The sequence below is a fragment of the Kribbella capetownensis genome (assembly GCF_004331485.1).
GTDB classification, from domain to species: domain Bacteria; phylum Actinomycetota; class Actinomycetes; order Propionibacteriales; family Kribbellaceae; genus Kribbella; species Kribbella capetownensis.
On the sequence record NZ_SJKD01000001.1, the window covers coordinates 2,004,793 to 2,025,203 of the forward strand.

At 67.1% G+C, this 20,411-nt stretch carries 34 protein-coding genes and 1 pseudogene; 34 read left to right on the forward strand and 1 reads right to left on the reverse strand.

What is annotated here, in order from left to right; all coding sequences use genetic code 11:
• Positions 1–67: 67 nt before the first annotated feature.
• From tuf to E0H75_RS09995, 27 genes and pseudogenes are all read left to right on the forward strand, one after another.
• A complete protein-coding gene (gene tuf, locus E0H75_RS09865) occupies positions 68–1,261 on the forward strand; it encodes an elongation factor Tu (protein ID WP_131512844.1) in 1,194 nt (397 codons plus the stop codon).
• A gap of 358 nt (positions 1,262–1,619) precedes the next feature.
• A complete protein-coding gene (rpsJ, locus tag E0H75_RS09870) occupies positions 1,620–1,928 on the forward strand; it encodes a 30S ribosomal protein S10 (RefSeq protein ID WP_012923688.1) in 309 nt (102 codons plus the stop codon).
• Between the two features lie 31 nt (positions 1,929–1,959).
• On the forward strand, positions 1,960–2,634 hold the full coding sequence (gene rplC / locus E0H75_RS09875) for a 50S ribosomal protein L3 (protein WP_131512845.1): 675 nt from the start codon (positions 1,960–1,962) through the stop codon (positions 2,632–2,634).
• Positions 2,631–3,326, forward strand: a complete 696-nt coding sequence (gene rplD / locus E0H75_RS09880; RefSeq protein ID WP_131512846.1) for a 50S ribosomal protein L4 — start codon at positions 2,631–2,633, stop codon at positions 3,324–3,326. The genes rplC and rplD overlap by 4 nt, the downstream gene beginning before the upstream one ends.
• Entirely contained in the window at positions 3,323–3,628 is a 306-nt protein-coding gene (gene rplW / locus E0H75_RS09885) for a 50S ribosomal protein L23 (RefSeq protein WP_131512847.1), read from the forward strand. Before rplD ends, rplW begins: the two co-directional genes overlap by 4 nt.
• Positions 3,628–4,461: a 50S ribosomal protein L2 gene (gene rplB / locus E0H75_RS09890; RefSeq protein WP_131361014.1), complete on the forward strand. Its 834-nt coding sequence runs from the start codon at positions 3,628–3,630 to the stop codon at positions 4,459–4,461. Before rplW ends, rplB begins: the two co-directional genes overlap by 1 nt.
• Positions 4,462–4,476: 15 nt before the next feature.
• Complete coding sequence (rpsS, locus tag E0H75_RS09895; RefSeq protein ID WP_131512848.1) at positions 4,477–4,758, forward strand: 30S ribosomal protein S19; 282 nt, start codon at positions 4,477–4,479, stop codon at positions 4,756–4,758.
• 48 nt (positions 4,759–4,806) lie between these two features.
• Positions 4,807–5,277: pseudogene (gene rplV, locus E0H75_RS09900) on the forward strand (50S ribosomal protein L22); the annotation flags it as partial.
• Positions 5,278–5,389: 112 nt separating this feature from the next.
• Positions 5,390–6,238, forward strand: a complete 849-nt coding sequence (gene rpsC / locus E0H75_RS09905; protein WP_131512850.1) for a 30S ribosomal protein S3 — start codon at positions 5,390–5,392, stop codon at positions 6,236–6,238.
• A 3-nt stretch (positions 6,239–6,241) separates the two neighbouring features.
• Positions 6,242–6,661 (forward strand): 50S ribosomal protein L16, encoded by a 420-nt coding sequence (gene rplP, locus E0H75_RS09910; protein ID WP_131361007.1) that lies wholly within the window; start codon positions 6,242–6,244, stop codon positions 6,659–6,661.
• A complete protein-coding gene (gene rpmC / locus E0H75_RS09915; RefSeq protein WP_131512851.1) occupies positions 6,661–6,951 on the forward strand; it encodes a 50S ribosomal protein L29 in 291 nt (96 codons plus the stop codon). Before rplP ends, rpmC begins: the two co-directional genes overlap by 1 nt.
• A complete protein-coding gene (gene rpsQ / locus E0H75_RS09920) occupies positions 6,948–7,244 on the forward strand; it encodes a 30S ribosomal protein S17 (RefSeq protein ID WP_131512852.1) in 297 nt (98 codons plus the stop codon). Before rpmC ends, rpsQ begins: the two co-directional genes overlap by 4 nt.
• 89 nt (positions 7,245–7,333) lie before the next feature.
• A complete protein-coding gene (gene rplN, locus E0H75_RS09925; RefSeq protein WP_012923677.1) occupies positions 7,334–7,702 on the forward strand; it encodes a 50S ribosomal protein L14 in 369 nt (122 codons plus the stop codon).
• Between the two features lies 1 nt (position 7,703).
• Positions 7,704–8,090, forward strand: coding sequence for a 50S ribosomal protein L24 (rplX, locus tag E0H75_RS09930; RefSeq protein WP_131361001.1), 387 nt, complete (start codon positions 7,704–7,706; stop codon positions 8,088–8,090).
• Positions 8,090–8,662: a 50S ribosomal protein L5 gene (gene rplE / locus E0H75_RS09935; RefSeq protein ID WP_131512853.1), complete on the forward strand. Its 573-nt coding sequence runs from the start codon at positions 8,090–8,092 to the stop codon at positions 8,660–8,662. The genes rplX and rplE overlap by 1 nt, the downstream gene beginning before the upstream one ends.
• A gap of 1 nt (position 8,663) precedes the next feature.
• Positions 8,664–8,849: a type Z 30S ribosomal protein S14 gene (locus tag E0H75_RS09940; RefSeq protein ID WP_131512854.1), complete on the forward strand. Its 186-nt coding sequence runs from the start codon at positions 8,664–8,666 to the stop codon at positions 8,847–8,849.
• Positions 8,850–8,940: 91 nt separating this feature from the next.
• Positions 8,941–9,348: a 30S ribosomal protein S8 gene (gene rpsH, locus E0H75_RS09945; RefSeq protein ID WP_131512855.1), complete on the forward strand. Its 408-nt coding sequence runs from the start codon at positions 8,941–8,943 to the stop codon at positions 9,346–9,348.
• 27 nt (positions 9,349–9,375) lie between these two features.
• Complete coding sequence (gene rplF, locus E0H75_RS09950; RefSeq protein ID WP_131360995.1) at positions 9,376–9,918, forward strand: 50S ribosomal protein L6; 543 nt, start codon at positions 9,376–9,378, stop codon at positions 9,916–9,918.
• A 2-nt stretch (positions 9,919–9,920) separates the two neighbouring features.
• A complete protein-coding gene (gene rplR, locus E0H75_RS09955) occupies positions 9,921–10,304 on the forward strand; it encodes a 50S ribosomal protein L18 (protein ID WP_131512856.1) in 384 nt (127 codons plus the stop codon).
• Positions 10,305–10,418: 114 nt separating this feature from the next.
• Positions 10,419–11,018 (forward strand): 30S ribosomal protein S5, encoded by a 600-nt coding sequence (rpsE, locus tag E0H75_RS09960; RefSeq protein WP_131512857.1) that lies wholly within the window; start codon positions 10,419–10,421, stop codon positions 11,016–11,018.
• A complete protein-coding gene (rpmD, locus tag E0H75_RS09965; protein WP_012923669.1) occupies positions 11,018–11,200 on the forward strand; it encodes a 50S ribosomal protein L30 in 183 nt (60 codons plus the stop codon). Before rpsE ends, rpmD begins: the two co-directional genes overlap by 1 nt.
• A 1-nt stretch (position 11,201) precedes the next feature.
• Positions 11,202–11,642 carry a 50S ribosomal protein L15 gene (rplO, locus tag E0H75_RS09970; protein WP_131512858.1) on the forward strand — a complete coding sequence of 147 codons (441 nt, stop codon included), beginning with the start codon at positions 11,202–11,204 and terminating at the stop codon, positions 11,640–11,642.
• 135 nt (positions 11,643–11,777) lie between these two features.
• Complete coding sequence (gene secY / locus E0H75_RS09975; RefSeq protein ID WP_131361285.1) at positions 11,778–13,079, forward strand: preprotein translocase subunit SecY; 1,302 nt, start codon at positions 11,778–11,780, stop codon at positions 13,077–13,079.
• The gene (locus E0H75_RS09980; protein WP_131512859.1) at positions 13,079–13,651 is read left to right on the forward strand and encodes an adenylate kinase; all 573 of its coding nucleotides are present in this window, start codon (positions 13,079–13,081) and stop codon (positions 13,649–13,651) included. The genes secY and E0H75_RS09980 overlap by 1 nt, the downstream gene beginning before the upstream one ends.
• A 13-nt stretch (positions 13,652–13,664) precedes the next feature.
• Positions 13,665–14,486, forward strand: coding sequence for a type I methionyl aminopeptidase (gene map / locus E0H75_RS09985; RefSeq protein ID WP_420323280.1), 822 nt, complete (start codon positions 13,665–13,667; stop codon positions 14,484–14,486).
• Positions 14,487–14,554: 68 nt separating this feature from the next.
• On the forward strand, positions 14,555–14,998 hold the full coding sequence (locus E0H75_RS09990) for a DUF1707 SHOCT-like domain-containing protein (protein ID WP_131512861.1): 444 nt from the start codon (positions 14,555–14,557) through the stop codon (positions 14,996–14,998).
• A complete protein-coding gene (locus E0H75_RS09995) occupies positions 14,995–15,807 on the forward strand; it encodes a hypothetical protein (RefSeq protein WP_131512862.1) in 813 nt (270 codons plus the stop codon). The genes E0H75_RS09990 and E0H75_RS09995 overlap by 4 nt, the downstream gene beginning before the upstream one ends.
• On the opposite strand, the gene E0H75_RS10000 is transcribed toward E0H75_RS09995, so the two are convergent.
• Positions 15,791–16,657 carry an NAD(P)-dependent oxidoreductase gene (locus E0H75_RS10000; RefSeq protein WP_131512863.1) on the reverse strand — a complete coding sequence of 289 codons (867 nt, stop codon included), beginning with the start codon at positions 16,655–16,657 and terminating at the stop codon, positions 15,791–15,793. The genes E0H75_RS09995 and E0H75_RS10000 overlap by 17 nt on opposite strands.
• 79 nt (positions 16,658–16,736) lie before the next feature.
• Between E0H75_RS10000 and E0H75_RS10005 the strand changes: the two genes are divergently transcribed.
• From E0H75_RS10005 to E0H75_RS10035, 7 genes are all read left to right on the forward strand, one after another.
• The gene (locus tag E0H75_RS10005; RefSeq protein ID WP_131512864.1) at positions 16,737–17,066 is read left to right on the forward strand and encodes a winged helix-turn-helix transcriptional regulator; all 330 of its coding nucleotides are present in this window, start codon (positions 16,737–16,739) and stop codon (positions 17,064–17,066) included.
• A gap of 176 nt (positions 17,067–17,242) precedes the next feature.
• Positions 17,243–17,464 (forward strand): translation initiation factor IF-1, encoded by a 222-nt coding sequence (gene infA, locus E0H75_RS10010; RefSeq protein ID WP_012923661.1) that lies wholly within the window; start codon positions 17,243–17,245, stop codon positions 17,462–17,464.
• Between the two features lie 35 nt (positions 17,465–17,499).
• Positions 17,500–17,613, forward strand: coding sequence for a 50S ribosomal protein L36 (gene rpmJ, locus E0H75_RS10015; RefSeq protein WP_008361054.1), 114 nt, complete (start codon positions 17,500–17,502; stop codon positions 17,611–17,613).
• 187 nt (positions 17,614–17,800) lie between these two features.
• The gene (gene rpsM / locus E0H75_RS10020) at positions 17,801–18,172 is read left to right on the forward strand and encodes a 30S ribosomal protein S13 (RefSeq protein WP_131512865.1); all 372 of its coding nucleotides are present in this window, start codon (positions 17,801–17,803) and stop codon (positions 18,170–18,172) included.
• A gap of 41 nt (positions 18,173–18,213) precedes the next feature.
• On the forward strand, positions 18,214–18,621 hold the full coding sequence (gene rpsK, locus E0H75_RS10025; RefSeq protein ID WP_012923659.1) for a 30S ribosomal protein S11: 408 nt from the start codon (positions 18,214–18,216) through the stop codon (positions 18,619–18,621).
• A gap of 22 nt (positions 18,622–18,643) precedes the next feature.
• Positions 18,644–19,252, forward strand: coding sequence for a 30S ribosomal protein S4 (gene rpsD / locus E0H75_RS10030; RefSeq protein WP_131360977.1), 609 nt, complete (start codon positions 18,644–18,646; stop codon positions 19,250–19,252).
• Between the two features lie 104 nt (positions 19,253–19,356).
• Positions 19,357–20,382, forward strand: a complete 1,026-nt coding sequence (locus tag E0H75_RS10035) for a DNA-directed RNA polymerase subunit alpha (protein ID WP_131360975.1) — start codon at positions 19,357–19,359, stop codon at positions 20,380–20,382.
• Positions 20,383–20,411 lie beyond the last annotated feature (29 nt).

Consider the following 20,411-nt stretch of genomic DNA (forward strand, 5'->3'; position numbering starts at 1 on the left):
CTCCTGACCACCACACCCCAAGCGCGTCGGCGTACGGCGTAGTCAACATTTAACTAGGAGGGCCCCAGTGGCGAAGGCGAAGTTCGAGCGGACTAAGCCGCACGTCAACATCGGCACCATCGGTCACATCGACCACGGTAAGACCACTCTTACCGCGGCGATCACCAAGGTGCTGCACGACAAGTACCCGACGCTCAACGAGGCATCGGCCTTCGATCAGATCGACAAGGCGCCCGAAGAGCGTCAGCGCGGTATCACCATCTCCATCGCGCACGTCGAGTACCAGACCGAGGCCCGGCACTACGCCCACGTCGACTGCCCGGGTCACGCGGACTACATCAAGAACATGATCACCGGTGCGGCTCAGATGGACGGCGCGATCCTGGTCGTCGCCGCCACCGACGGCCCGATGCCGCAGACGCGTGAGCACGTTCTGCTCGCCCGCCAGGTCGGCGTGCCGGCCATGGTCGTGGCGCTGAACAAGTGCGACATGGTCGACGACGAGGAGATCCTGGAGCTCGTCGAGCTCGAGGTCCGCGAGCTGCTCTCGGAGCAGGAGTTCGACGGCGACAACGCGCCGATCGTCCGCGTCGCCGCTCACCCGGCGCTGCAGGGCGACGCCAAGTGGGGCGAGTCGATCCTCGAGCTGATGAACGCGGTGGACTCCTACATCCCGCAGCCGGAGCGCGAGGTCGACAAGCCGTTCCTGATGCCGGTGGAGGACGTCTTCACCATCACCGGTCGCGGTACGGTCATCACCGGCCGGATCGAGCGCGGTGTCGTCAAGATCAACGAGACCGTCGACATCGTCGGCATCCGTCCGGAGAAGCAGACCACCACGGTCACCGGTATCGAGATGTTCCGCAAGCTGCTCGACGAGGGCCAGGCCGGTGAGAACGTCGGTCTGCTGCTTCGTGGCACGAAGCGCGAGGACGTCGAGCGCGGCATGGTTGTCATCAAGCCGGGCACCACGACCCCGCACACCAACTTCGACGCTTCGGTCTACATCCTGTCGAAGGAGGAGGGCGGCCGTCACACGCCGTTCTTCCAGAACTACCGGCCCCAGTTCTACTTCCGCACCACGGACGTCACCGGCGTCGTCACGCTGCCCGAGGGCACCGAGATGGTCATGCCGGGCGACAACACCGACATGTCGGTCGAGCTGATCCAGCCGATCGCCATGGAAGAGGGCCTGAAGTTCGCGATCCGCGAAGGTGGCCGCACCGTCGGCGCCGGCCGGGTCACCAAGATCCTCAAGTGATCCCACGAGGTCCGCGAGGGCTCGCATCCTGAGCCCCGCGGACCTCTGCTTTGCGCCTGATCCGGTGCTCAGGAGGCCCCGGATCAGGCGTGAAGCCACCCGATTGGCGTTTCGGCGCCGATCTCTGGCACAATATTCAGGTTGCTCAGGCGAGGCCGCCGGGGCGCGCCCCAGACTGTGCGTCTGGCGGGTGCGCCGGACCGGAGACCATGCCGAGGTTCTGGTCCGAGACCAGGCCCCGATCACCATTCCAGGTCGATGAAGCGGTGAGTCACGTGCGTTCCGCGCGCGCGACACACCCGACCGCGGGGGTCGGAGCAACGCAGACGTTGACGATAGAGAAGGACGAAGCGAAGCGATGGCGGGACAGAAGATCCGCATCCGGCTGAAGGCCTACGACCACGAGGTCATCGACAGCTCGGCACGCAAGATTGTCGACACGGTGACGCGTACTGGTGCGAAGGTTGCTGGCCCGGTGCCGTTGCCGACGGAAAAGAACGTGTTCTGCGTCATCCGCTCGCCGCACAAGTACAAGGACAGCCGCGAGCACTTCGAGATGCGCACCCACAAGCGGCTCATCGACATCATCGACCCCACGCCGAAGACCGTCGACTCGCTGATGCGGCTCGACCTGCCGGCCGGTGTCGACATCGAGATCAAGCTCTGAGGGACGCGAACAACCAATGAGCCCCACATCCATGAACACAGCGACCAAGAACACGCGCGGTCTGCTGGGCACCAAGCTCGGCATGACCCAGACCTGGGACGAGAACAACCGTGTCGTCCCCGTCACCGTGATCCAGGCCGGCCCGTGCGTCGTGACCGAGGTTCGCACCTCGGACAGCCACGGGTACGACGGCGTCCAGATCGCTTTCGGCGACATCGACCCCCGCAAGGTCACCAGCCCGATGCGCGGCCACTTCGACAAGGCCGGCGTGACGCCGCGGCGCCACCTGCTGGAGCTGCGCACCGCCGACGCCAGCGAGTACACGCTGGGTCAGGAGATCAAGGCCGAGGCCTTCGAGGCCGGTGAGCGGGTCGACGTGTCCGCCACCAGCAAGGGCAAGGGCTTCGCCGGTGTGATGAAGCGGCACGGCTTCCACGGCCTGCGCGCCACCCACGGTGTCCACAAGAAGCACCGCTCGCCGGGTTCCATCGGCGGCTGCGCCACCCCGGGCCGGGTCTTCAAGGGCCTGCGGATGGCGGGCCGGATGGGCTCCGAGCAGGTCACCACGCAGAACATCACCGTGCACGCGGTCGACACCGACCGCGGCCTGATCCTGCTGAAGGGTGCGGTGCCCGGTCCCAAGGGCGGCCTCGTGCTGATCCGCAACGCCGCCAAGGGCGCAGCTGTGAAGGGAGCCCAGAAATGAGCTCGGTCGACGTCGTCGTCATGAAGGGCGACAAGGTCAGCAAGAAGGGCTCCGCCGAGCTTCCGGCCGAGCTGTTCGACGTCCAGGTCAACATCCCGCTGATCCACCAGGTTGTCGTGGCCCAGCTGGCCGCGGCCCGCCAGGGCACGGCCAAGGCCAAGACCCGGGGCGAGGTCTCCGGCGGTGGCACCAAGCCGTACCGGCAGAAGGGCACCGGTCGCGCCCGCCAGGGTTCGATCCGCGCGCCGCAGTTCACCGGTGGTGGCGTCGTCCACGGCCCGGTGCCGCGTGACTACAGCCAGCGGACCCCGAAGAAGATGATCGCCGCCGCGCTCCGCGGTGCGCTCTCGGACCGGGCCCGTGACGGCCGCGTGCACGTGGTCGAGAAGTTCGTCGACGGTGACAAGCCGTCCACCAAGGCCGCGCTGAACGTGCTGGCCGCCGCGACCGAGCCGGGCAAGGTCCTGGTCGTGGTCGAGCGGGCCGACGAGCTCACCTGGCTGAGCCTGCGCAACGTGCAGCACGTGCACCTGATCGCGGCCGACCAGCTGAACGCGTACGACGTGCTGTGCAGCGATGCCGTCGTGTTCACCCAGGGTGCCCTCGACGCTTTCGTCGCCGGCGCGCCCCAGGGCAAGTCCGTCAAGGCCGTCGCCACGTCGACCGAGGCCGAGCAGGAGGTTGAGGCATGAGCCACGGAGTCAACAAGGATCCGCGGGACGTGCTGCTGCGGCCGGTCGTGAGCGAGAAGAGCTACGGCCTGCTGGACGAGCAGAAGTACACGTTCGAGGTGGACCCGAACGCCAACAAGACCGAGATCAAGCTCGCGGTCGAGAAGGTGTTCAAGGTCAAGGTCAGCGACGTCAACACCATCAACCGCAAGGGCAAGCGCCGCCGGACTCGTGCCGGCTGGGGCAAGCGCCCGGACACCAAGCGGGCGATCGTGACCCTCAAGGGTGACGACCGCATCGACATCTTCGGAGGCCAGTCGTAATGGGTATCCGCAAATACAAGCCGACAACGCCGGGCCGCCGTGGCTCGAGCGTGGCCGACTTCGTCGAGCTCACCCGTTCGACCCCCGAGAAGTCGCTGCTGCGTCCGCTGCCCAAGAAGGGCGGCCGGAACAACACCGGCAAGATCACCACCCGGCACCACGGTGGCGGTCACAAGCGGGCGTACCGGCTGATCGACTTCAAGCGGTACGACAAGGACGGCGTGCCGGCCAAGGTCGCGGAGATCGAGTACGACCCGAACCGCACCGCGCGGATCGCGCTGCTGCACTACGTGGACGGCGAGAAGCGCTACATCCTCGCCCCGTCGAACCTGAAGCAGGGCACGATCGTCGAGAACGGCCCGGCCGCCGACATCAAGATCGGCAACAACCTGCCGCTGCGCAACATCCCGGTCGGCTCCACGGTGCACGCCGTCGAGCTGCGTCCGGGTGGCGGCGCCAAGATGGGCCGCTCGGCCGGTGCCAGCATCCAGCTGGTCGCGAAGGAAGGCCGGATGGCCACCCTGCGGATGCCGTCCGGCGAGGTCCGGATGGTCGACGTACGCTGCCGCGCCACCCTCGGTGAGGTCGGCAACGGCGAGCAGTCGAACATCAACTGGGGCAAGGCGGGCCGGATGCGCTGGAAGGGCAAGCGCCCGACCGTCCGCGGTGTCGCGATGAACCCGGTCGACCACCCGCACGGTGGTGGTGAGGGCAAGACCTCGGGTGGTCGACACCCGGTGTCCCCGTGGGGCAAGCCCGAGGGGCGTACCCGCACCCGCAAGGAAAGCGACCGCATGATCGTCCGGCGCCGCAAGGCCGGCAAGAAGCGCTGATAGGAGCCGGCCAGAATGCCACGCAGCTTGAAGAAGGGCCCGTTCGTCGACCACCACCTGATGAAGAAGGTGGAGGTGCAGAACGAGAAGGGCACCAAGAACGTCATCAAGACCTGGTCCCGCCGATCGATGATCGTGCCGGACATGATCGGCCACACGCTGGCGGTGCACGACGGCCGCAAGCACGTGCCGGTGTTCGTGACGGACGCGATGGTCGGGCACAAGCTCGGCGAGTTCGCCCCGACCCGCACGTTCAGGGGTCATGAGAAGGACGACCGGAAGTCACGGCGTCGCTGACCTAGTCAGTGACGAAGCGATAGCAACCTACGGAGAGATTCGAACATCATGAGCGTTCAAGAGCGTAGGGCCGTCAGTGCCCGTCGCGAGAGCCTGCTGGGCGACGAGCCCGGGGCCTTCGCGGTCGCGCGCTTCGTCCGCGTGACGCCGATGAAGGCGCGCCGCGTGGGTGACCTGGTGCGCGGTCTGGGCGTCGACGACGCACTCGCCACTCTGAAGTTCGCCCCGCAGGCCGCTGCCGCGACCGTGTACAAGGTCGTCGACAGCGCCGCGGCGAACGCCGAGGGCACCGAGCACCTGAGCCGGGCCGACCTGGTCGTGACCAAGGTCCTGGTGGACGAGGGTCCGACGCTGAAGCGTCACCGCCCGCGTGCCCAGGGCCGGGCCACCCGGATCGACAAGCGGACCAGCCACATCACCGTGGTCGTGACGCCGCGGGTCGAGGAAGAGCCGGCCAAGCCGGCCGAGAAGGCCCCGGCGAAGAAGTCTGCCAAGAAGGCCGACACGGCCAAGAAGGCGCCGGCGAAGAAGGCCGCGGCCGACAAGGCCGAGGCCGCCGACAAGCCGGCCAAGAAGGCGACCGCCAAGAAGACGGCTGCCAAGAAGTCCGCTGAGAAGAAGGAGTCCTGACGTGGGCCAGAAGGTTAACCCGCACGGGTTCCGTCTCGGCATCAGCACCGATCACAAGAGCCGTTGGTACGCCGACAAGCTGTACAAGGACTACGTGGGCGAGGACGTCAAGATCCGCCGCCTGCTGAGCAAGGGCATGGAGCGCGCCGGCATCTCCCGCGTGGAGATCGAGCGCACCCGTGACCGCGTCCGGGTCGACATCCACACCGCCCGTCCGGGCATCGTCATCGGTCGCCGTGGCGCCGAGGCGGACCGGATCCGGGGCGGCCTGGAGGAGCTCACCGGCAAGCAGGTGCAGCTGAACATCCTCGAGGTGAAGAACTCCGAGGTCGACGCCCAGCTGGTCGCGCAGGGCGTGGCCGAGCAGCTGTCCGGCCGCGTGGCGTTCCGCCGCGCGATGCGCAAGGCGATGCAGACCACCATGCGTGGCGGCGCCCTGGGCATCCGGATCCAGTGCTCCGGCCGCCTCGGTGGCGCGGAGATGTCGCGGTCGGAGTTCTACCGCGAGGGCCGGGTGCCGTTGCACACGCTCCGCGCGGACATCGACTACGGCTTCTACGAGGCCCGTACGACCTTCGGCCGGATCGGCGTGAAGGTCTGGATCTACAAGGGTGACGTGGCCGGCTCCCGGGCCGAGCGCGAGGCGCAGGCCGCGGCCCGCGCCGCCACTCAGCAGCGCCGGCCGGCCCGCCGCGACGACCGTGGCGGCCGTGGTGGCCGCCGCGACGACCGTCGGGACGACCGTGGTGACCGCGGTGGCCGTGGTGGAGACCGCGCCGAGGCCCCCCGGGCCGAGGCGACCGCCCCCGCTGCCGACAAGCCCGCTGAGACGACCGGAACGGAGAGCTGAACCATGCTCATCCCCCGCAAGGTCAAGCACCGCAAGCAGCACCACCCGAAGCGCTCCGGCGCTGCCAAGGGTGGTACGACGCTGGCCTTCGGTGACTTCGGCATCCAGGCGCTGGAGAACCACTACGTCACCAACCGGCAGATCGAGGCCGCGCGTATCGCGATGACCCGGCACATCAAGCGTGGCGGCAAGGTGTGGATCAACATCTACCCCGACCGCCCGCTGACCAAGAAGCCGGCCGAGACCCGGATGGGTTCCGGTAAGGGTTCGCCGGAGTGGTGGATCGCCAACGTCAAGGCCGGCCGGGTCCTGTTCGAGCTGTCCGGCGTACCGGAGGACATCGCTCGTGAGGCCCTGCGCCGCGCGATCCACAAGTTGCCGATGAAGTGCCGCTTCATCGCCCGAGAGGCAGGTGAGAACTGATGGCTATCCAGACTGCCGCCGAGCTGCGGAACCTGGGCCGGGACGAGCTGATGAGCAAGCTCGGCGAAGCCAAGGAGGAGCTGTTCAACCTCCGGTTCCAGGCTGCCACGGGCCAGCTGGAGTCCCACGGCCGGCTGCGCGCCGTCCGCAAGGACATCGCCCGCATCTACACGGTGCTGACCGAGCGGGCGCTCGGCATCACCGACGAGGTCGACGCCCCGGCTGCTGAGGCCGAGGCTGAGGTCGAGGAGACCGCGGACGACAGCGAGAAGGCTGGGAGCAAGGCATGACCGAGAACGCGAAGGACGAGACCGTGAGCACGACCACCGAGACGCGAGGCCGCCGCAAGACCCGTGAGGGCCTGGTGCTGAGCGACAAGATGGACAAGACCGTCGTGGTCCAGGTCGAGGACCGGGTCAAGCACGCGCTGTACGGCAAGGTCATCCGTCGCACCAGCAAGCTGAAGGCGCACGACGAGCAGAACGCCGCCGGTACTGGCGACCGCGTCCTCCTGATGGAGACCCGGCCGCTGTCGGCGACCAAGCGCTGGCGCGTCGTGGAGATCCTCGAGAAGGCCAAGTAGTTGCCGGTACGTCCGGGAACCAATCGAAATCATTCGTTCCGCAAGGCTCACGTGAGTGAGAACCAGCGAGACAACCAGGAGATCAACAGATGATCCAGCAGGAGTCGCGACTGAAGGTCGCCGACAACACGGGTGCGAAGGAGATCCTTTGCATCCGGGTGCTCGGTGGCTCCGGTCGGCGCTACGCCGGTGTCGGTGACACGATCGTCGCCACCGTCAAGGACGCGATCCCGGGCGGCGGTGTGAAGAAGGGTGACGTCGTCAAGGCGGTCGTCGTGCGGACCGTGAAGGAGCGCCGGCGTCCGGACGGCTCCTACATCCGCTTCGACGAGAACGCCGCGGTGATCCTCAAGGCCGACGGCGAGCCCCGCGGTACCCGCATCTTCGGGCCGGTCGGCCGGGAGTTGCGGGAGAAGCGCTTCATGAAGATCATCTCGCTCGCCCCGGAGGTGCTCTGAGATGGCGCAGAGGAAACTGCACGTGAAGAAGGGTGATCTCGTCCGCGTGATCGCCGGCAAGTCCAAGGGCCTCGAGGGCAAGATCATCCAGGTCCTGCCCGACGCCGAGAAGGTCATCGTCGAGGGCGTGAACCGGGTCAAGAAGCACACCAAGGTGCAGCAGGCCCAGCGCGGCGGCACCACGGGTGGCATCGTCACCCAGGAAGCCCCGATCCACGTCTCGAACGTGATGCTCGTCGTCGAGGTCGAGAAGGACGGCAAGAAGCAGAAGGTGACCACCCGCGTCGGCTACAACCGCGTCGAGGTGCAGAAGCGGCGCCCCGACGGCTCGACGTACACCGGTTTCCGGAGCGTCCGGGTCGCGCGGCGTACCGGCGAGGAGATCTGATGACCACCGCAGTGACCGAAACCAGGGTCCAGCCGCGGCTGAAGACGAAGTACCGCGAGGAGATCGTCGGCAAGCTGCAGGAGCAGTTCCAGTTCGAGAACGTCATGCAGGTGCCCGGCCTCACCAAGATCGTGGTGAACATGGGCGTCGGCGAGGCGGCTCGCGACTCGAAGCTGATCGATGGCGCGGTGAAGGACCTGGCCGCGATCACCGGGCAGAAGCCGCAGGTGACCAAGGCCCGCAAGTCGATCGCGCAGTTCAAGCTGCGTGAGGGCATGCCGATCGGTGCACACGTGACGCTGCGCGGCGACCGGATGTGGGAGTTCCTGGACCGGCTGCTGGCGCTCGCGCTGCCGCGGATCCGTGACTTCCGCGGTCTGTCGCCGAAGCAGTTCGACGGCACCGGGAACTACACCTTCGGCCTGACCGAGCAGGTGATGTTCCACGAGATCAACCAGGACCGCATCGACCGGGTCCGGGGCATGGACATCACCGTGGTGACCACCGCGAAGAACGACGACGAGGGCCGGGCCCTGCTGCGGCAGCTCGGTTTCCCGTTCAAGGAGAACTGACGTGGCGAAGACAGCACTCAAGGTCAAGCAGGCCCGGAAGCCGAAGTTTGCGGTGCGCGGTTACACCCGCTGCCAGCGCTGCGGCCGGCCGAAGGCGGTCTACCGCAAGTTCGGTCTGTGCCGGATCTGCCTGCGGGAGATGGCGCACCGGGGCGAGCTGCCCGGTGTGACCAAGTCCAGCTGGTGACCGTCTCCACCCCCGATCTTTTCTCCACTCACCATCTAGTCACCGTAGGTCGCCGGACGGCGAAACCACGGCGGGAAAGAGGCCCCAGGCCATGACGATGACCGACCCGATCGCAGACATGCTGACGCGTCTGCGCAACGCCAACCAGGCGTACCACGAGTCGACCTCGATGCCGTACAGCAAGATCAAGCAGGGCATCGCCGACATCCTCCAGCAGGAGGGCTACATCTCCTCCTACAAGGTGGAGGAGCCCAAAGAGGGCGCCGTCGGCAAGACCCTGGTCGTCGACCTCAAGTTCGGCCCGAGCCGGGAGCGCTCCATCGCGGGCGTCCGCCGGATCAGCAAGCCGGGTCTGCGGGTCTACGCGAAGTCGACCAGCCTGCCCAAGGTCCTCGGTGGCCTGGGCGTCGCGATCATCTCGACGTCCCAGGGACTGCTGACCGACCGTCAGGCCAAGAACAAGGGCGTTGGCGGGGAAGTCCTCGCCTACGTCTGGTGACGAAGAACCGGAAGGAGGACCACAGAAGTGTCTCGCATCGGTAAGCTCCCGGTCTCGGTCCCGTCCGGCGTCGACGTCACGATCGACGGCCAGACGGTCACCGTGAAGGGTCCCAAGGGTCAGCTCTCGCACGTCGTGGCTGAGCCCATCGCGGTCAACCGGGACGAGGACGGCGCCATTGCCGTGACCCGCCCGGACGACCAGCGCAAGAGCAAGGAACTGCACGGCCTGTCCCGCACCCTGATCGCCAACCTGGTGACCGGAGTGACGGAGGGCTACGAGAAGAAGCTCGAGATCGTCGGCGTGGGATACCGCGTCATCTCCAAGGGCCCGGCCCAGCTGGAGTTCTCGCTCGGGTACAGCCACACCATCACGGTGGACGCGCCGGAAGGCATCACGTTCACGGTGGAGGCGCCGACCCGTTTCTCGGTGCAGGGAATCGACAAGCAGTCCGTCGGCGAGGTTGCCGCCAACATCCGCAAGCTGCGCAAGCCCGAGCCGTACAAGGGCAAGGGTGTGCGGTACGCCGGCGAGCAGGTGCGCCGCAAGGTCGGAAAGGCTGGTAAGTAACCATGGCGATCGGACTGCGTCCGCACAAGCACTCCGCCAAGACGACGGCATCGCGACTGCGTCGCCAGATCCGGGTCCGGAAGAAGATCAACGGCACGGCCGACCGGCCGCGGCTGGTGGTCACCAAGTCGTCGAGGCACCTGTTCGTTCAGGTCATCGACGACGTGGCCGGCAAGACGCTGGCGTCCGCCTCCACCATGGAGGCCGACCTGCGTGGCGCGGAGGCGAACAAGACCGACAAGGCCAAGACCGTCGGCGGCCTGATCGCCGACCGGGCCAAGGCTGCCGGCATCGACTCGGTCGTGTTCGACCGGGCCGGGAACAAGTACCACGGCCGCATCGCGGCTCTGGCCGACGCCGCCCGTGAGGGCGGACTCGGGTTCTGACATGGCGACACAAAACACAGGAAGAGGTAGTTCCGTGCACGAGCGCATGCGAGTGGACAGTTCAACGCAGCAGCGTCTCGCGAATGAGAACTCCGAGCGAAGCGAGGATTCGAAATGAGCGGAGGCCAGCAGCGTCGCGGAGGCGGCGCCGGTGGTGAGCGCCGTGGTCGCGACGGTGGTCGCGGTCAGGCAGCTGACAAGACCGCCTACATCGAGCGCGTGGTAGCCATCAACCGTGTCGCCAAGGTCGTGAAGGGTGGTCGTCGCTTCAGCTTCACCGCCCTCGTGGTCGTCGGCGACGGTGAAGGCACCGTCGGTGTGGGTTACGGCAAGGCCAAGGAGGTGCCCGCGGCGATCGCCAAGGGTGTCGAGGAGGCCAAAAAGGCGTTCTTCAAGGTGCCGCGGATCCAGGGCACCATCCCGCACCCGGTCCAGGGCGAGAAGGCCGCAGGCGTTGTGATGCTGCGTCCGGCCGCTCCCGGTACCGGTGTGATCGCCGGCGGTTCGGCGCGCGCGGTCCTGGAGTGCGCCGGGATTCACGACATCCTGAGCAAGTCGCTGGGCTCGTCCAACGCCATCAACGTGGTTCACGCCACCGTCGAGGCGCTGCGCAGCCTGGAGACCCCGGAAGCCGTGGCGGCTCGCCGTGGTCTGCCGGTGGAGCACGTCGCCCCGGCGGCGCTGCTGAAGGCGCGGGCGGAGGCGGCTTCCTGATGGCACGCTTGAAGGTGACCCAGACCCGTTCCGGCATCGGTGGCAAGCAGAACCAGCGCGACACCCTGCGCACGCTGGGCGTGAAGCGGATCGGCGACGTCGCCGTTCACGACGACCGCCCGGAGATCCGTGGCATGGTGCGCACGGTTCGCCACCTCATCACCGTCGAGGAGGTCGACTGACATGGCGCTGAAGGTTCATCACCTGCGTCCGGCGCCCGGTGCCAAGACCGCCAAGACCCGCGTGGGTCGTGGTGAGGGCAGCAAGGGCAAGACGGCCGGCCGCGGTACCAAGGGCAGCAAGGCGCGCAACAACATCCCCGAGTGGTTCGAGGGTGGCCAGATGCCGCTGCACATGCGGCTGCCGAAGCTCAAGGGTTTCAAGAGCAGGAACCGGGTGGAGTTCCAGGTCGTTAACCTGGACAAGCTCGGACAACTGTTCCCCGAAGGTGGCGAGGTCGGCGTGGCCGACCTGGTCGCCAAGGGCGCGGTCCGCAGCGGTCAGCCGGTGAAGGTGCTGGGTGACGGCGAACTGACCGTGGCACTGCAGGTTTCGGTGCACAAGTTCTCCAAGTCCGCCCTGGAGAAGATCCAGGCGGCCGGGGGGACCACCACCGAGGTGTAACGAGGTCCAGGGCTCGTGCGAGCCGGCGCTTGATATCGTGCGCTGGAGTTCGGACGAGCCCTGGTTCGTCTCTTGCCCAGCTGCTTTGCTAGGCCCCTGCCCTGAGCGGGCAGAGGAAACATGTGGGAGGACAGGGTGTTAGGCGCCTTTGCCAACGCGTTCAAGACTCCGGACCTGCGCCGGAAGATCTTGTTCGTGCTCTTCATCGTCGTGATCTTCCGGATCGGTTCGGTCGTGCCGGCGCCTGGCGTGAACGTCCAGTCGCTGAACACCTGTCTCAAGCAGGCGCAAGGTGGCGCCAACGCCAACCTGTACAACCTGATCAACCTGTTCTCCGGCGGCGCGCTGCTGCAGCTCGCGATCTTCGCGCTCGGCATCATGCCGTACATCACCGCCAGCATCATCCTGCAGCTGCTCACCGTGGTCATCCCGCGGCTGGAGTCGCTGAAGAAGGAAGGGCAGGCGGGCCAGGCCAAGATCACCCAGTACACCCGGTTCCTGACCGTCGGTCTGGCGATCCTGCAGTCCACCGCCTTCGTGGCGCTGGCCCGCACCCCGGGCCGGCTGTTCCAGGGCTGCCAGGAGCCGCTGCTGCACCGCGACGACTGGTTCACGATCAGCGTCATCGTGCTCACCATGACCGCCGGCACCGGCGTGATCATGTGGCTGGGCGAGCTGATCACCGACCGCGGCGTCGGCAACGGCATGTCGATCCTGATCTTCACCCAGATCGTCGCCACCTTCCCGACCCAGCTGTGGAACATCCGCAAGGAGAAGGGCATCCCCACCTTCGTGGTGGTGGTCGCGATCGGCCTCGTGATCATGGCCGCGGTCATCTTCATCGAGCAGGCGCAGCGCCGGATCCCGGTGCAGTACGCCAAGCGCATGGTCGGCCGCCGGATGTTCGGCGGCACCTCGACGTACATCCCACTGAAGGTGAACCAGGCCGGCGTCATCCCGGTCATCTTCGCCTCGAGCCTGCTCTACCTACCGGTGCTGGTCAGTCAGTTCCAGCAGGACAAGAAGTGGGCCCAGTGGATCCAAGGGAACCTGGTCAAGGGCGACCACCCGATCTACATGGTGACGTACGTCGCGCTGATCATCTTCTTCACCTACTTCTACGTCTCGATTACCTTCAACCCGAAGGAAGTTGCAGACAACATGAAGAAGTACGGCGGCTTCATCCCCGGGATCCGGGCGGGACGGCCGACCGAGGAGTACCTGGGCTACGTGCTGTCCCGCATCACGCTGCCGGGCGCGCTCTACCTGGCGGTGATCTCGATGATCCCGCTGGTGGCGCTCGTCCTGCTGAACGCGAGCCAGAACTTCCCGTTCGGTGGTACGTCGATCCTGATCATGGTCGGCGTCGGACTGGACACGGTGAAGCAGATCGAGAGTCAGCTGCAGCAGCGTAACTACGAAGGGTTCCTGCGCTGATGAGAATGTTGCTGATGGGTCCGCCCGGGGCGGGCAAGGGCACGCAGGCAAAGGTGCTTGCGGAACGCCTGAATATCCCGGCCGTGTCCACCGGCGACATCTTCCGTGCGAACGTCAAGGACGAGACGCCGCTCGGGCTCGAAGCGAAGCGCTACATGGACGCCGGTGACTACGTCCCGGACGAGGTCACCAACGCGATGGTCCGCGACCGGCTGTCCGAGGCGGACGCCGGCGAAGGGTTCCTGCTGGACGGGTACCCGCGGACCCTGGCCCAGGTGGGCACGCTGGACGACATCCTGGCCGAGCACGGTCACAAGCTGGACGCGGTGGTGGCGCTGATCGCCGACATCGACGTACTGGTGGACCGGATGATGAAGCGGTCCCACACCGAGGGCCGCACGGACGACTCCGAAGAGGTCGTCCGGCACCGGCAGGACGTCTACACGGCCGAGACCAAGCCGCTGCTGCGCGTCTACGCGCAGCGCGGGCTGCTGTGCGAGGTCGACGGCGTCGGCGAGATCGACGAGGTGAGCGAGCGCGTGCTCGTCGCGCTGAAGTCGATGACGGAGTAAGACACGGGGTGTGATGTTCAGGGACCGCGGCATCGAGATCAAGACCCGCGAGCAGATCCTGTCCATGCGTGCCGCCGGCCTGGTGGTCGGCCGCACGCTGGAACTGCTCCGCGGTGAGGTCAAGGCCGGTATCAGCACCGGTGAGCTGGATGCGATCGCCGAGGACCACATCCGGTCCTCCGGTGCGGTCCCGTCGTTCAAGGGCTACCACGGCTTCACCGGTTCGATCTGTGCGTCGGTGAACGAGGAGATCGTGCACGGCATGCCCGGCGAGCGGGTGCTGGCCGACGGCGACCTGATCTCGATCGACTGCGGTGCGATCGTGGACGGCTGGCACGGCGACGCGGCGATCACGGTCGGTGTCGGCGAGGTCGGTGCCGAGCTGCTCGAGCTGGCCCGGGTCTGCGAGGAGTCGATGTGGCGTGGGTTCGCCGCCGCGAAGCTCGGCGGCCGGCTCACCGACATCTCGGCTGCCGTCGAGGCCTATGTCCGCGCCAATTCGTCGTACGGGATCGTCGAGGACTTCGTCGGGCACGGGATAGGTTCGGCGATGCACCAGCCGCCGAATGTGCCGAACTTCGGCCGCCCGGGCCGCGGCCCGAAGCTGGTCCAGGGGATGGCACTCGCCGTCGAGCCGATGCTCACGCTCGGCAAGCAGGACAACCACACCCTCGAGGACGACTGGACCGTGGTCACCGACGACGGCCGGTCCGCGGCACACACCGAGCACACCTTCACGCTGACTCCGAAGGGCCCGTGGATCCTCACCGCCCTCGACGGCGGCGAGGCCAAGCTCGCGGAGCTCGGAATCGCCTGCGGCGCGCTCGCCGACTAGAAGAACTACATCCGGGGTCAGCCCATCGGGGGACGCCGCCGAACCCCGGCCTGAGGCACACTTGAGACATGCCTCAGTACCAGCCGCACCAGCGTTTCACCGAAGCCGACCGGGACAAGATCGCCGGGCGGCTGCGGGACGCGTTCGCGGACGGCCGGCTGGACCAGCCCGAGTTCTCCTCCCGCCTGGACCAGTTGTACGCCGTCCAGACGTACGGCGAACTCGAGCCACTGGTGCGTGACCTGCCGCCGGTGCGGACGTACCAGACCCCGGCGGTGGTGCAGGACAGCAAGCCGGCGCCGGCTCCGGGCGAGTTCCCGGAGCGCAAGAAGGACGCCCAGCCGGACCGGCGCGGGGCGATCGGTGGCTTCACCGGCGTCGTGATGGTCAACGTGGTGATCTGGTTCGTGATCGGACTCGCCAACGGCGGGCACTGGCCGCACTTCTGGCCGGTCTGGCTGCTGATCCCGTGGGCCCTGATCGCGATGGGTAGCCTCGGCAGGCGCCGTTGACAGCGGCCCCGGTCAGCCGTCGCGTCGCCGGACCGCGTCTGCGGCCGGACCTGGCCTGGCAGCTGCGGCGGGGATCCGCCCTGGTGTACGTCATCTGGTTCGCGGTTGCCATCCCGCTGGTGGTGGCCGGGCTGTTGCTGGAGCCACGTTGGGTCGGCTGGATGATGCTCGCCTGGTTCCTGGTGCTGATTCTGTTCACGCTGGCGATGCGGATCGCGGACGGACGGTTGCGGAAGTCGTGGGCCGACGTGGTGACCCAGCTGGGCTGGCGGATCAAGGCGACCGAGCCCGAGCTGCGGGAGCGCTGGCCGTTCCCGCCGTTCGACATCGACCCCAACGCCGAGGTGTCTGATGTGACGACGGGCCGGCACCGCGGCCGCGAGTTCTGGACCGGGCGCTTCCGGCACAAGGTACGGCGCCGTGACCTCGGCTTCGACTTCCTCGACCTGCAGGTGGATCGGCCACTCCCGCCGCTCCAGGTGCTGCCCGCATCGCTGTCACAGGTCGCGGCCGCCAGCCTGCTGCCCCTGGACCTGACGGTCGACGGGCTGCCCGGTCGCTACTGCCTGTTCAACGGCCGGGAAGACCACGCGCAGGCCGTGCTGCACCCGCGCGCGGTCGAGGCCCTCGCCCAAGTCCCACCCTTCGGCTTCAGCTGCGAAGGACGACGCTTCGTCGCGATCCTCCCCGCGTACCGCGATTCCGTCACTGCACTCGCACAATTGGATGCAGCCTGTGACCTCTTGGACCTGATGCCGGAGGCGATCTACCGCGAAGGCGAACAGTGGGCTGCTACACACTCCTCCTGAGCAACGGGACCAAAGCAGCCAGATCCTCGTCGCCGTGGCCGGTACCGACGGCCTGCCGGAGCAGTTCACCCATCGGGACGAGCAGACCGGGATCGATGCCTTGGGCAACCGATGTGTCGATCAGATTCTCGTACGCCGCCGCCTGCATCGCCAGGTTCGACCCCGCGGCACCGGGCTCCGGGCCTTCGTCCAGTTCCTTGGCGATCCTGGGCAGGCTCCCGAGCATCGCCGTCACCCAGGGCAGCAGGAAGTCCTCGGTGAATCGCGAGGCCGGAATCTTCTCGCTGCCGACCAGGGCGAGCGCATGCTGGGCGCCGCCGAACATCCCGTACATGGCGCTGAGCAGAGCGATGTCGTGCAACGCGGCCAGCCCGGCGTCACCGCCGACGTACTCGGGCCGGCCGACTGCGGCGAGATCCGCGCTGTGCCGCTCGAAGGCGACTGGGGAACCGCTGTAGAAGACGAAGGCCGCGGGGCCGCCGATCATCGCTGGGACAGCCATAATCCCGCCGTCCAGGTACTCCGCTCCCGCGGCAGCAACTCGTTCTCCGGTACCCCTGGCCTGGGCCGGCGTGCCATTGGTCAGGTTGACGACCGCCTTGCCGGAGAGGTCGAGTCCGTCGAGCGTGCTCCCGACCGTTGCGTCGACCAGTAGACAGACGACCACGAGCGGACTCGCGGCGACCGCCTCGGTGGGACTGGCGGCGCGGACGGCGCCGAGGGTGTCGAGTTCGGGGGAACGTCCTGGGGTTCGGTTCCAGACAGTGGTCGGGTGCCCGGCGGTCAGGAAGGCGCGGGCGAGCGCGGTTCCCATTGCGCCCAGCCCGAGAACGGTGACGGGTGTCTTCATGGCCTCCACCCTGGCTTGGCGCTTTAGACTGGACAAGTACCTACTAATCGGTCAGGTACTAACCGAAAGGTAAGTGAGGATGATCCCGTACACCTGCGGGCTGGATGCCGCGGCCGACGTGATCGGCGGGAAGTGGAAGCCGCGGATCCTGTGGGCGCTGCACTCCGGGCCGATGCGGTTCGGGGAGCTGCGCCGGGCGATCGCCGGCGTGACGGAGAAGATGCTGATCCAGCAGTTGCGTGAGCTGGAGAGTCGCGACATCGTCCACCGCGAGGTCTTCCACCAGGTCCCGCCGAAGGTCGAGTACTCACTGACCGACCTCGGCCGGTCACTCAACGTCGCTCTGGCGCCGCTGGATGCCTGGGGTGCAGACCACCTGGACGAACTGGAGGCGTCGCGGGCGGGGTGACGGGGTCTCGATTGGGTTTCGTGTGGGGGAGTGGCGTACACTCTTTCCTTGGCTCTTTGTAGCCTCTGTCTCGTGCTGCCCGCGGCTGCCTGACCTGGTCAGGAGGGCGCTTTGAGCCCGGGCTGGAGCCATGTGTCAACCATCATTCAGTACGACGTCTACAGAAGTGCGAGGACATGCCCAAAAAAGAGGGAGTCATCGAACTCGAGGGCACCATCGTTGAGGCCCTGCCGAACGCGATGTTCCGTGTTGAGCTGTCCAACGGGCACAAGGTGCTCGCGCACATCAGCGGCAAGATGAGGCAGCACTACATCCGGATCCTCCCCGAGGACCGGGTCGTCGTGGAGCTGTCGCCGTACGACCTCACCAGGGGTCGCATCGTCTACCGGTACAAGTAAGACCACCACCAACACCTGTCGAAGAAAGAAGCTCGATGAAGGTCAATCCGAGCGTCAAGAAGATCTGCGACAAGTGCAAGGTGATCCGCCGTCACGGCCGGGTCATGGTGATCTGCGAGAACCCGCGGCACAAGCAGCGGCAGGGCTGACAGCCCTCAGTCGAGCAGCACACAGCACTTTCGCACCACAGCGCGCATGCTCGTCCGGCCACGCACCACCGGCCGGACGTCGCCCCCGGAACAGAGGCCGGGGCCTTGCCGGTGACAACAAACGCACCGAGGCGGGCAAGGACGCGGCGCGCCACCACACCTCTGCCGACGAAAGGAACACCGCCACATGGCACGCCTCGTAGGAGTCGACCTTCCGCGCGACAAGCGCATCGAGGTCGCTCTGACCTACATCTTCGGTGTAGGCCGTACTCGCGCCCTGGAGACGCTGCAGAACACCGGGGTTTCCGGTGACAAGCGCGTCCACGACCTGGGCGACGACGAACTGGTGAAGCTCCGGGACTGGATCGAAGCCAACTACAAGATCGAAGGTGACCTCCGCCGTGAGGTGACCGCGGACATCCGCCGCAAGATCGAGATCGGGTCGTACCAGGGTCGCCGGCACCGCAGCGGCCTGCCGGTGCGTGGTCAGCGCACGCGGACCAACGCCCGCAGCCGCAAGGGTCGTCGCAAGGCGATCGCCGGCAAGAAGAAGAAGTGATGACCCGGATGACTTTCGACCACCCCAGGAGCAACTGACCTATGCCTCCCAAGAGCCGCACAGCGGCCGGCGCGAAGAAGGTGCGCCGCAAGGAGAAGAAGAACGTGGCCGCCGGTCACGCGCACATCAAGAGCACGTTCAACAACACGATCGTGACGATCACCGACCCGACCGGCGCGGTCATCTCGTGGGCTTCCGCGGGCACCGTCGGCTTCAAGGGTTCGCGCAAGTCGACCCCGTTCGCCGCCCAGATGGCCGCCGAGGCCGCCGGACGCCGCGCGATGGAGCACGGCATGCGCAAGATCGACGTGTTCGTCAAGGGTCCCGGCTCCGGCCGTGAGACCGCGATCCGTTCCCTGGGTGCGGTCGGCCTCGAGGTCGGCACCATCCAGGACGTCACCCCGACCGCCCACAACGGCTGCCGCCCGCCGAAGCGGCGCCGGGTCTGATCCAGAGAGGTAGGTAGCGAACATGGCCCGTTACACCGGACCGATGACCAAGAAGTCGCGCCGTCTCGGGGTCGACCTCGTCGGTGGCGACAAGGCGTTCGAGCGCCGTCCGTACCCGCCGGGTATGCACGGCCGCGGCCGTCCCAAGGAGAGCGAGTACCTGCTCCAGCTGCGCGAGAAGCAGAAGGCCCGCTTCTCGTACGGCGTCCTGGAGAAGCAGTTCCGCCGGTACTACGAGGAGGCCTCGCGGCGCTCCGGCAAGACCGGTGACAACCTGCTGATCATCCTGGAGTCCCGGCTGGACAACGTGGTCTACCGCTCCGGCCTGGCCCGGACCCGGCGGCAGGCCCGTCAGCTCGTCGTGCACGGTCACTTCACCGTGAACGGCGTCAAGGTGAACATCCCGTCGTACCGGGTGGCTGCCCACGACATCATCGATGTCAAGGCGAAGTCGGCCGAGACGACCCCGTTCATCATCGCCCGGGAGACGCACTCCGAGCGCGTCGTCCCGGCCTGGCTCGAGGTGATGCCCGAAAGGCTGCGGATCCTCGTCCACCAGCTGCCGACCCGGCAGCAGATCGACACCCAGGTCGCCGAGCACCTGATCGTCGAGCTCTACTCGAAGAACTGATCTCAGTCCCGCCGGCGGTCTGGTGGCCGCCGGCGGGACCGGTTCTGTTCTTCACCCTTCGCGACCTCAAATAGTGGTCGTCGCGACAGACAAGGAAAACCACAGTGCTTATCGCACAGCGCCCCACCCTGACCGAAGAGGTCGTCGGCGAGCACCGCTCGCGGTTCGTGATCGAGCCGCTCGAGCCGGGCTTCGGCTACACCCTCGGCAACTCGATCCGCCGGACCCTGCTGTCCTCCATCCCCGGTGCCGCCGTGACCAGCATCAAGGTCGACGGTGTCCTGCACGAGTTCTCGACCGTTGCCGGGGTCAAGGAAGACGCCACCCAGCTGATCTTGAACCTCAAGGACCTGGTCGTCTCCTCCGAGCACGACGAGCCGGTCACCATGTACCTGCGCAAGCAGGGCCCCGGTGACGTCACCGCCGCCGACATCGCGCCGCCGGCCGGTGTCGAGGTGCACAACCCGGACCTGAAGATCGCCACCCTGAACGAGAAGGGCCGGCTCGAGATGGAGCTGGTCGTCGAGCGGGGCCGTGGCTACGTCTCCGCGATCCAGAACAAGTCCGCCGACGCCGAGATCGGCCGGATGCCGGTCGACTCGATCTACTCGCCGGTGCTGAAGGTCACCTACAAGGTCGAGGCGACCCGGGTCGAGCAGCGCACCGACTTCGACCGGCTGGTCGTCGACGTCGAGACCAAGCCGTCGATGCTGCCCCGCGACGCCGTCGCGTCGGCCGGTAAGACGCTGGTCGAGCTGTTCGGCCTGGCCCGCGAGCTGAACGTCGAGGCCGAGGGCATCGACATCGGCCCGTCGCCGGTGGACGAGCAGATGGCCGCCGACCTGGCGCTGCCGGTCGAGGACCTGCAGCTGACCGTCCGCTCGTACAACTGCCTCAAGCGCGAGGGCATCCACACCGTGGGTGAGCTGATCTCGCGCAGCGAGCAGGACCTGCTGGACATCCGCAACTTCGGCTCCAAGTCGATCGACGAGGTCAAGCTGAAGCTGGCCGAGATGGGCCTGTCGCTGAAGGACTCGCCTCCTGGCTTCGACCTGCGTGCGGCCGCCGAGGCCTACGGCACCGAGGCCGAGGACGAGGACGAGAGCTTCGCCGAGACCGAGCAGTACTGACACCCACCCCGGGCCGCAGTGGCCTGAGA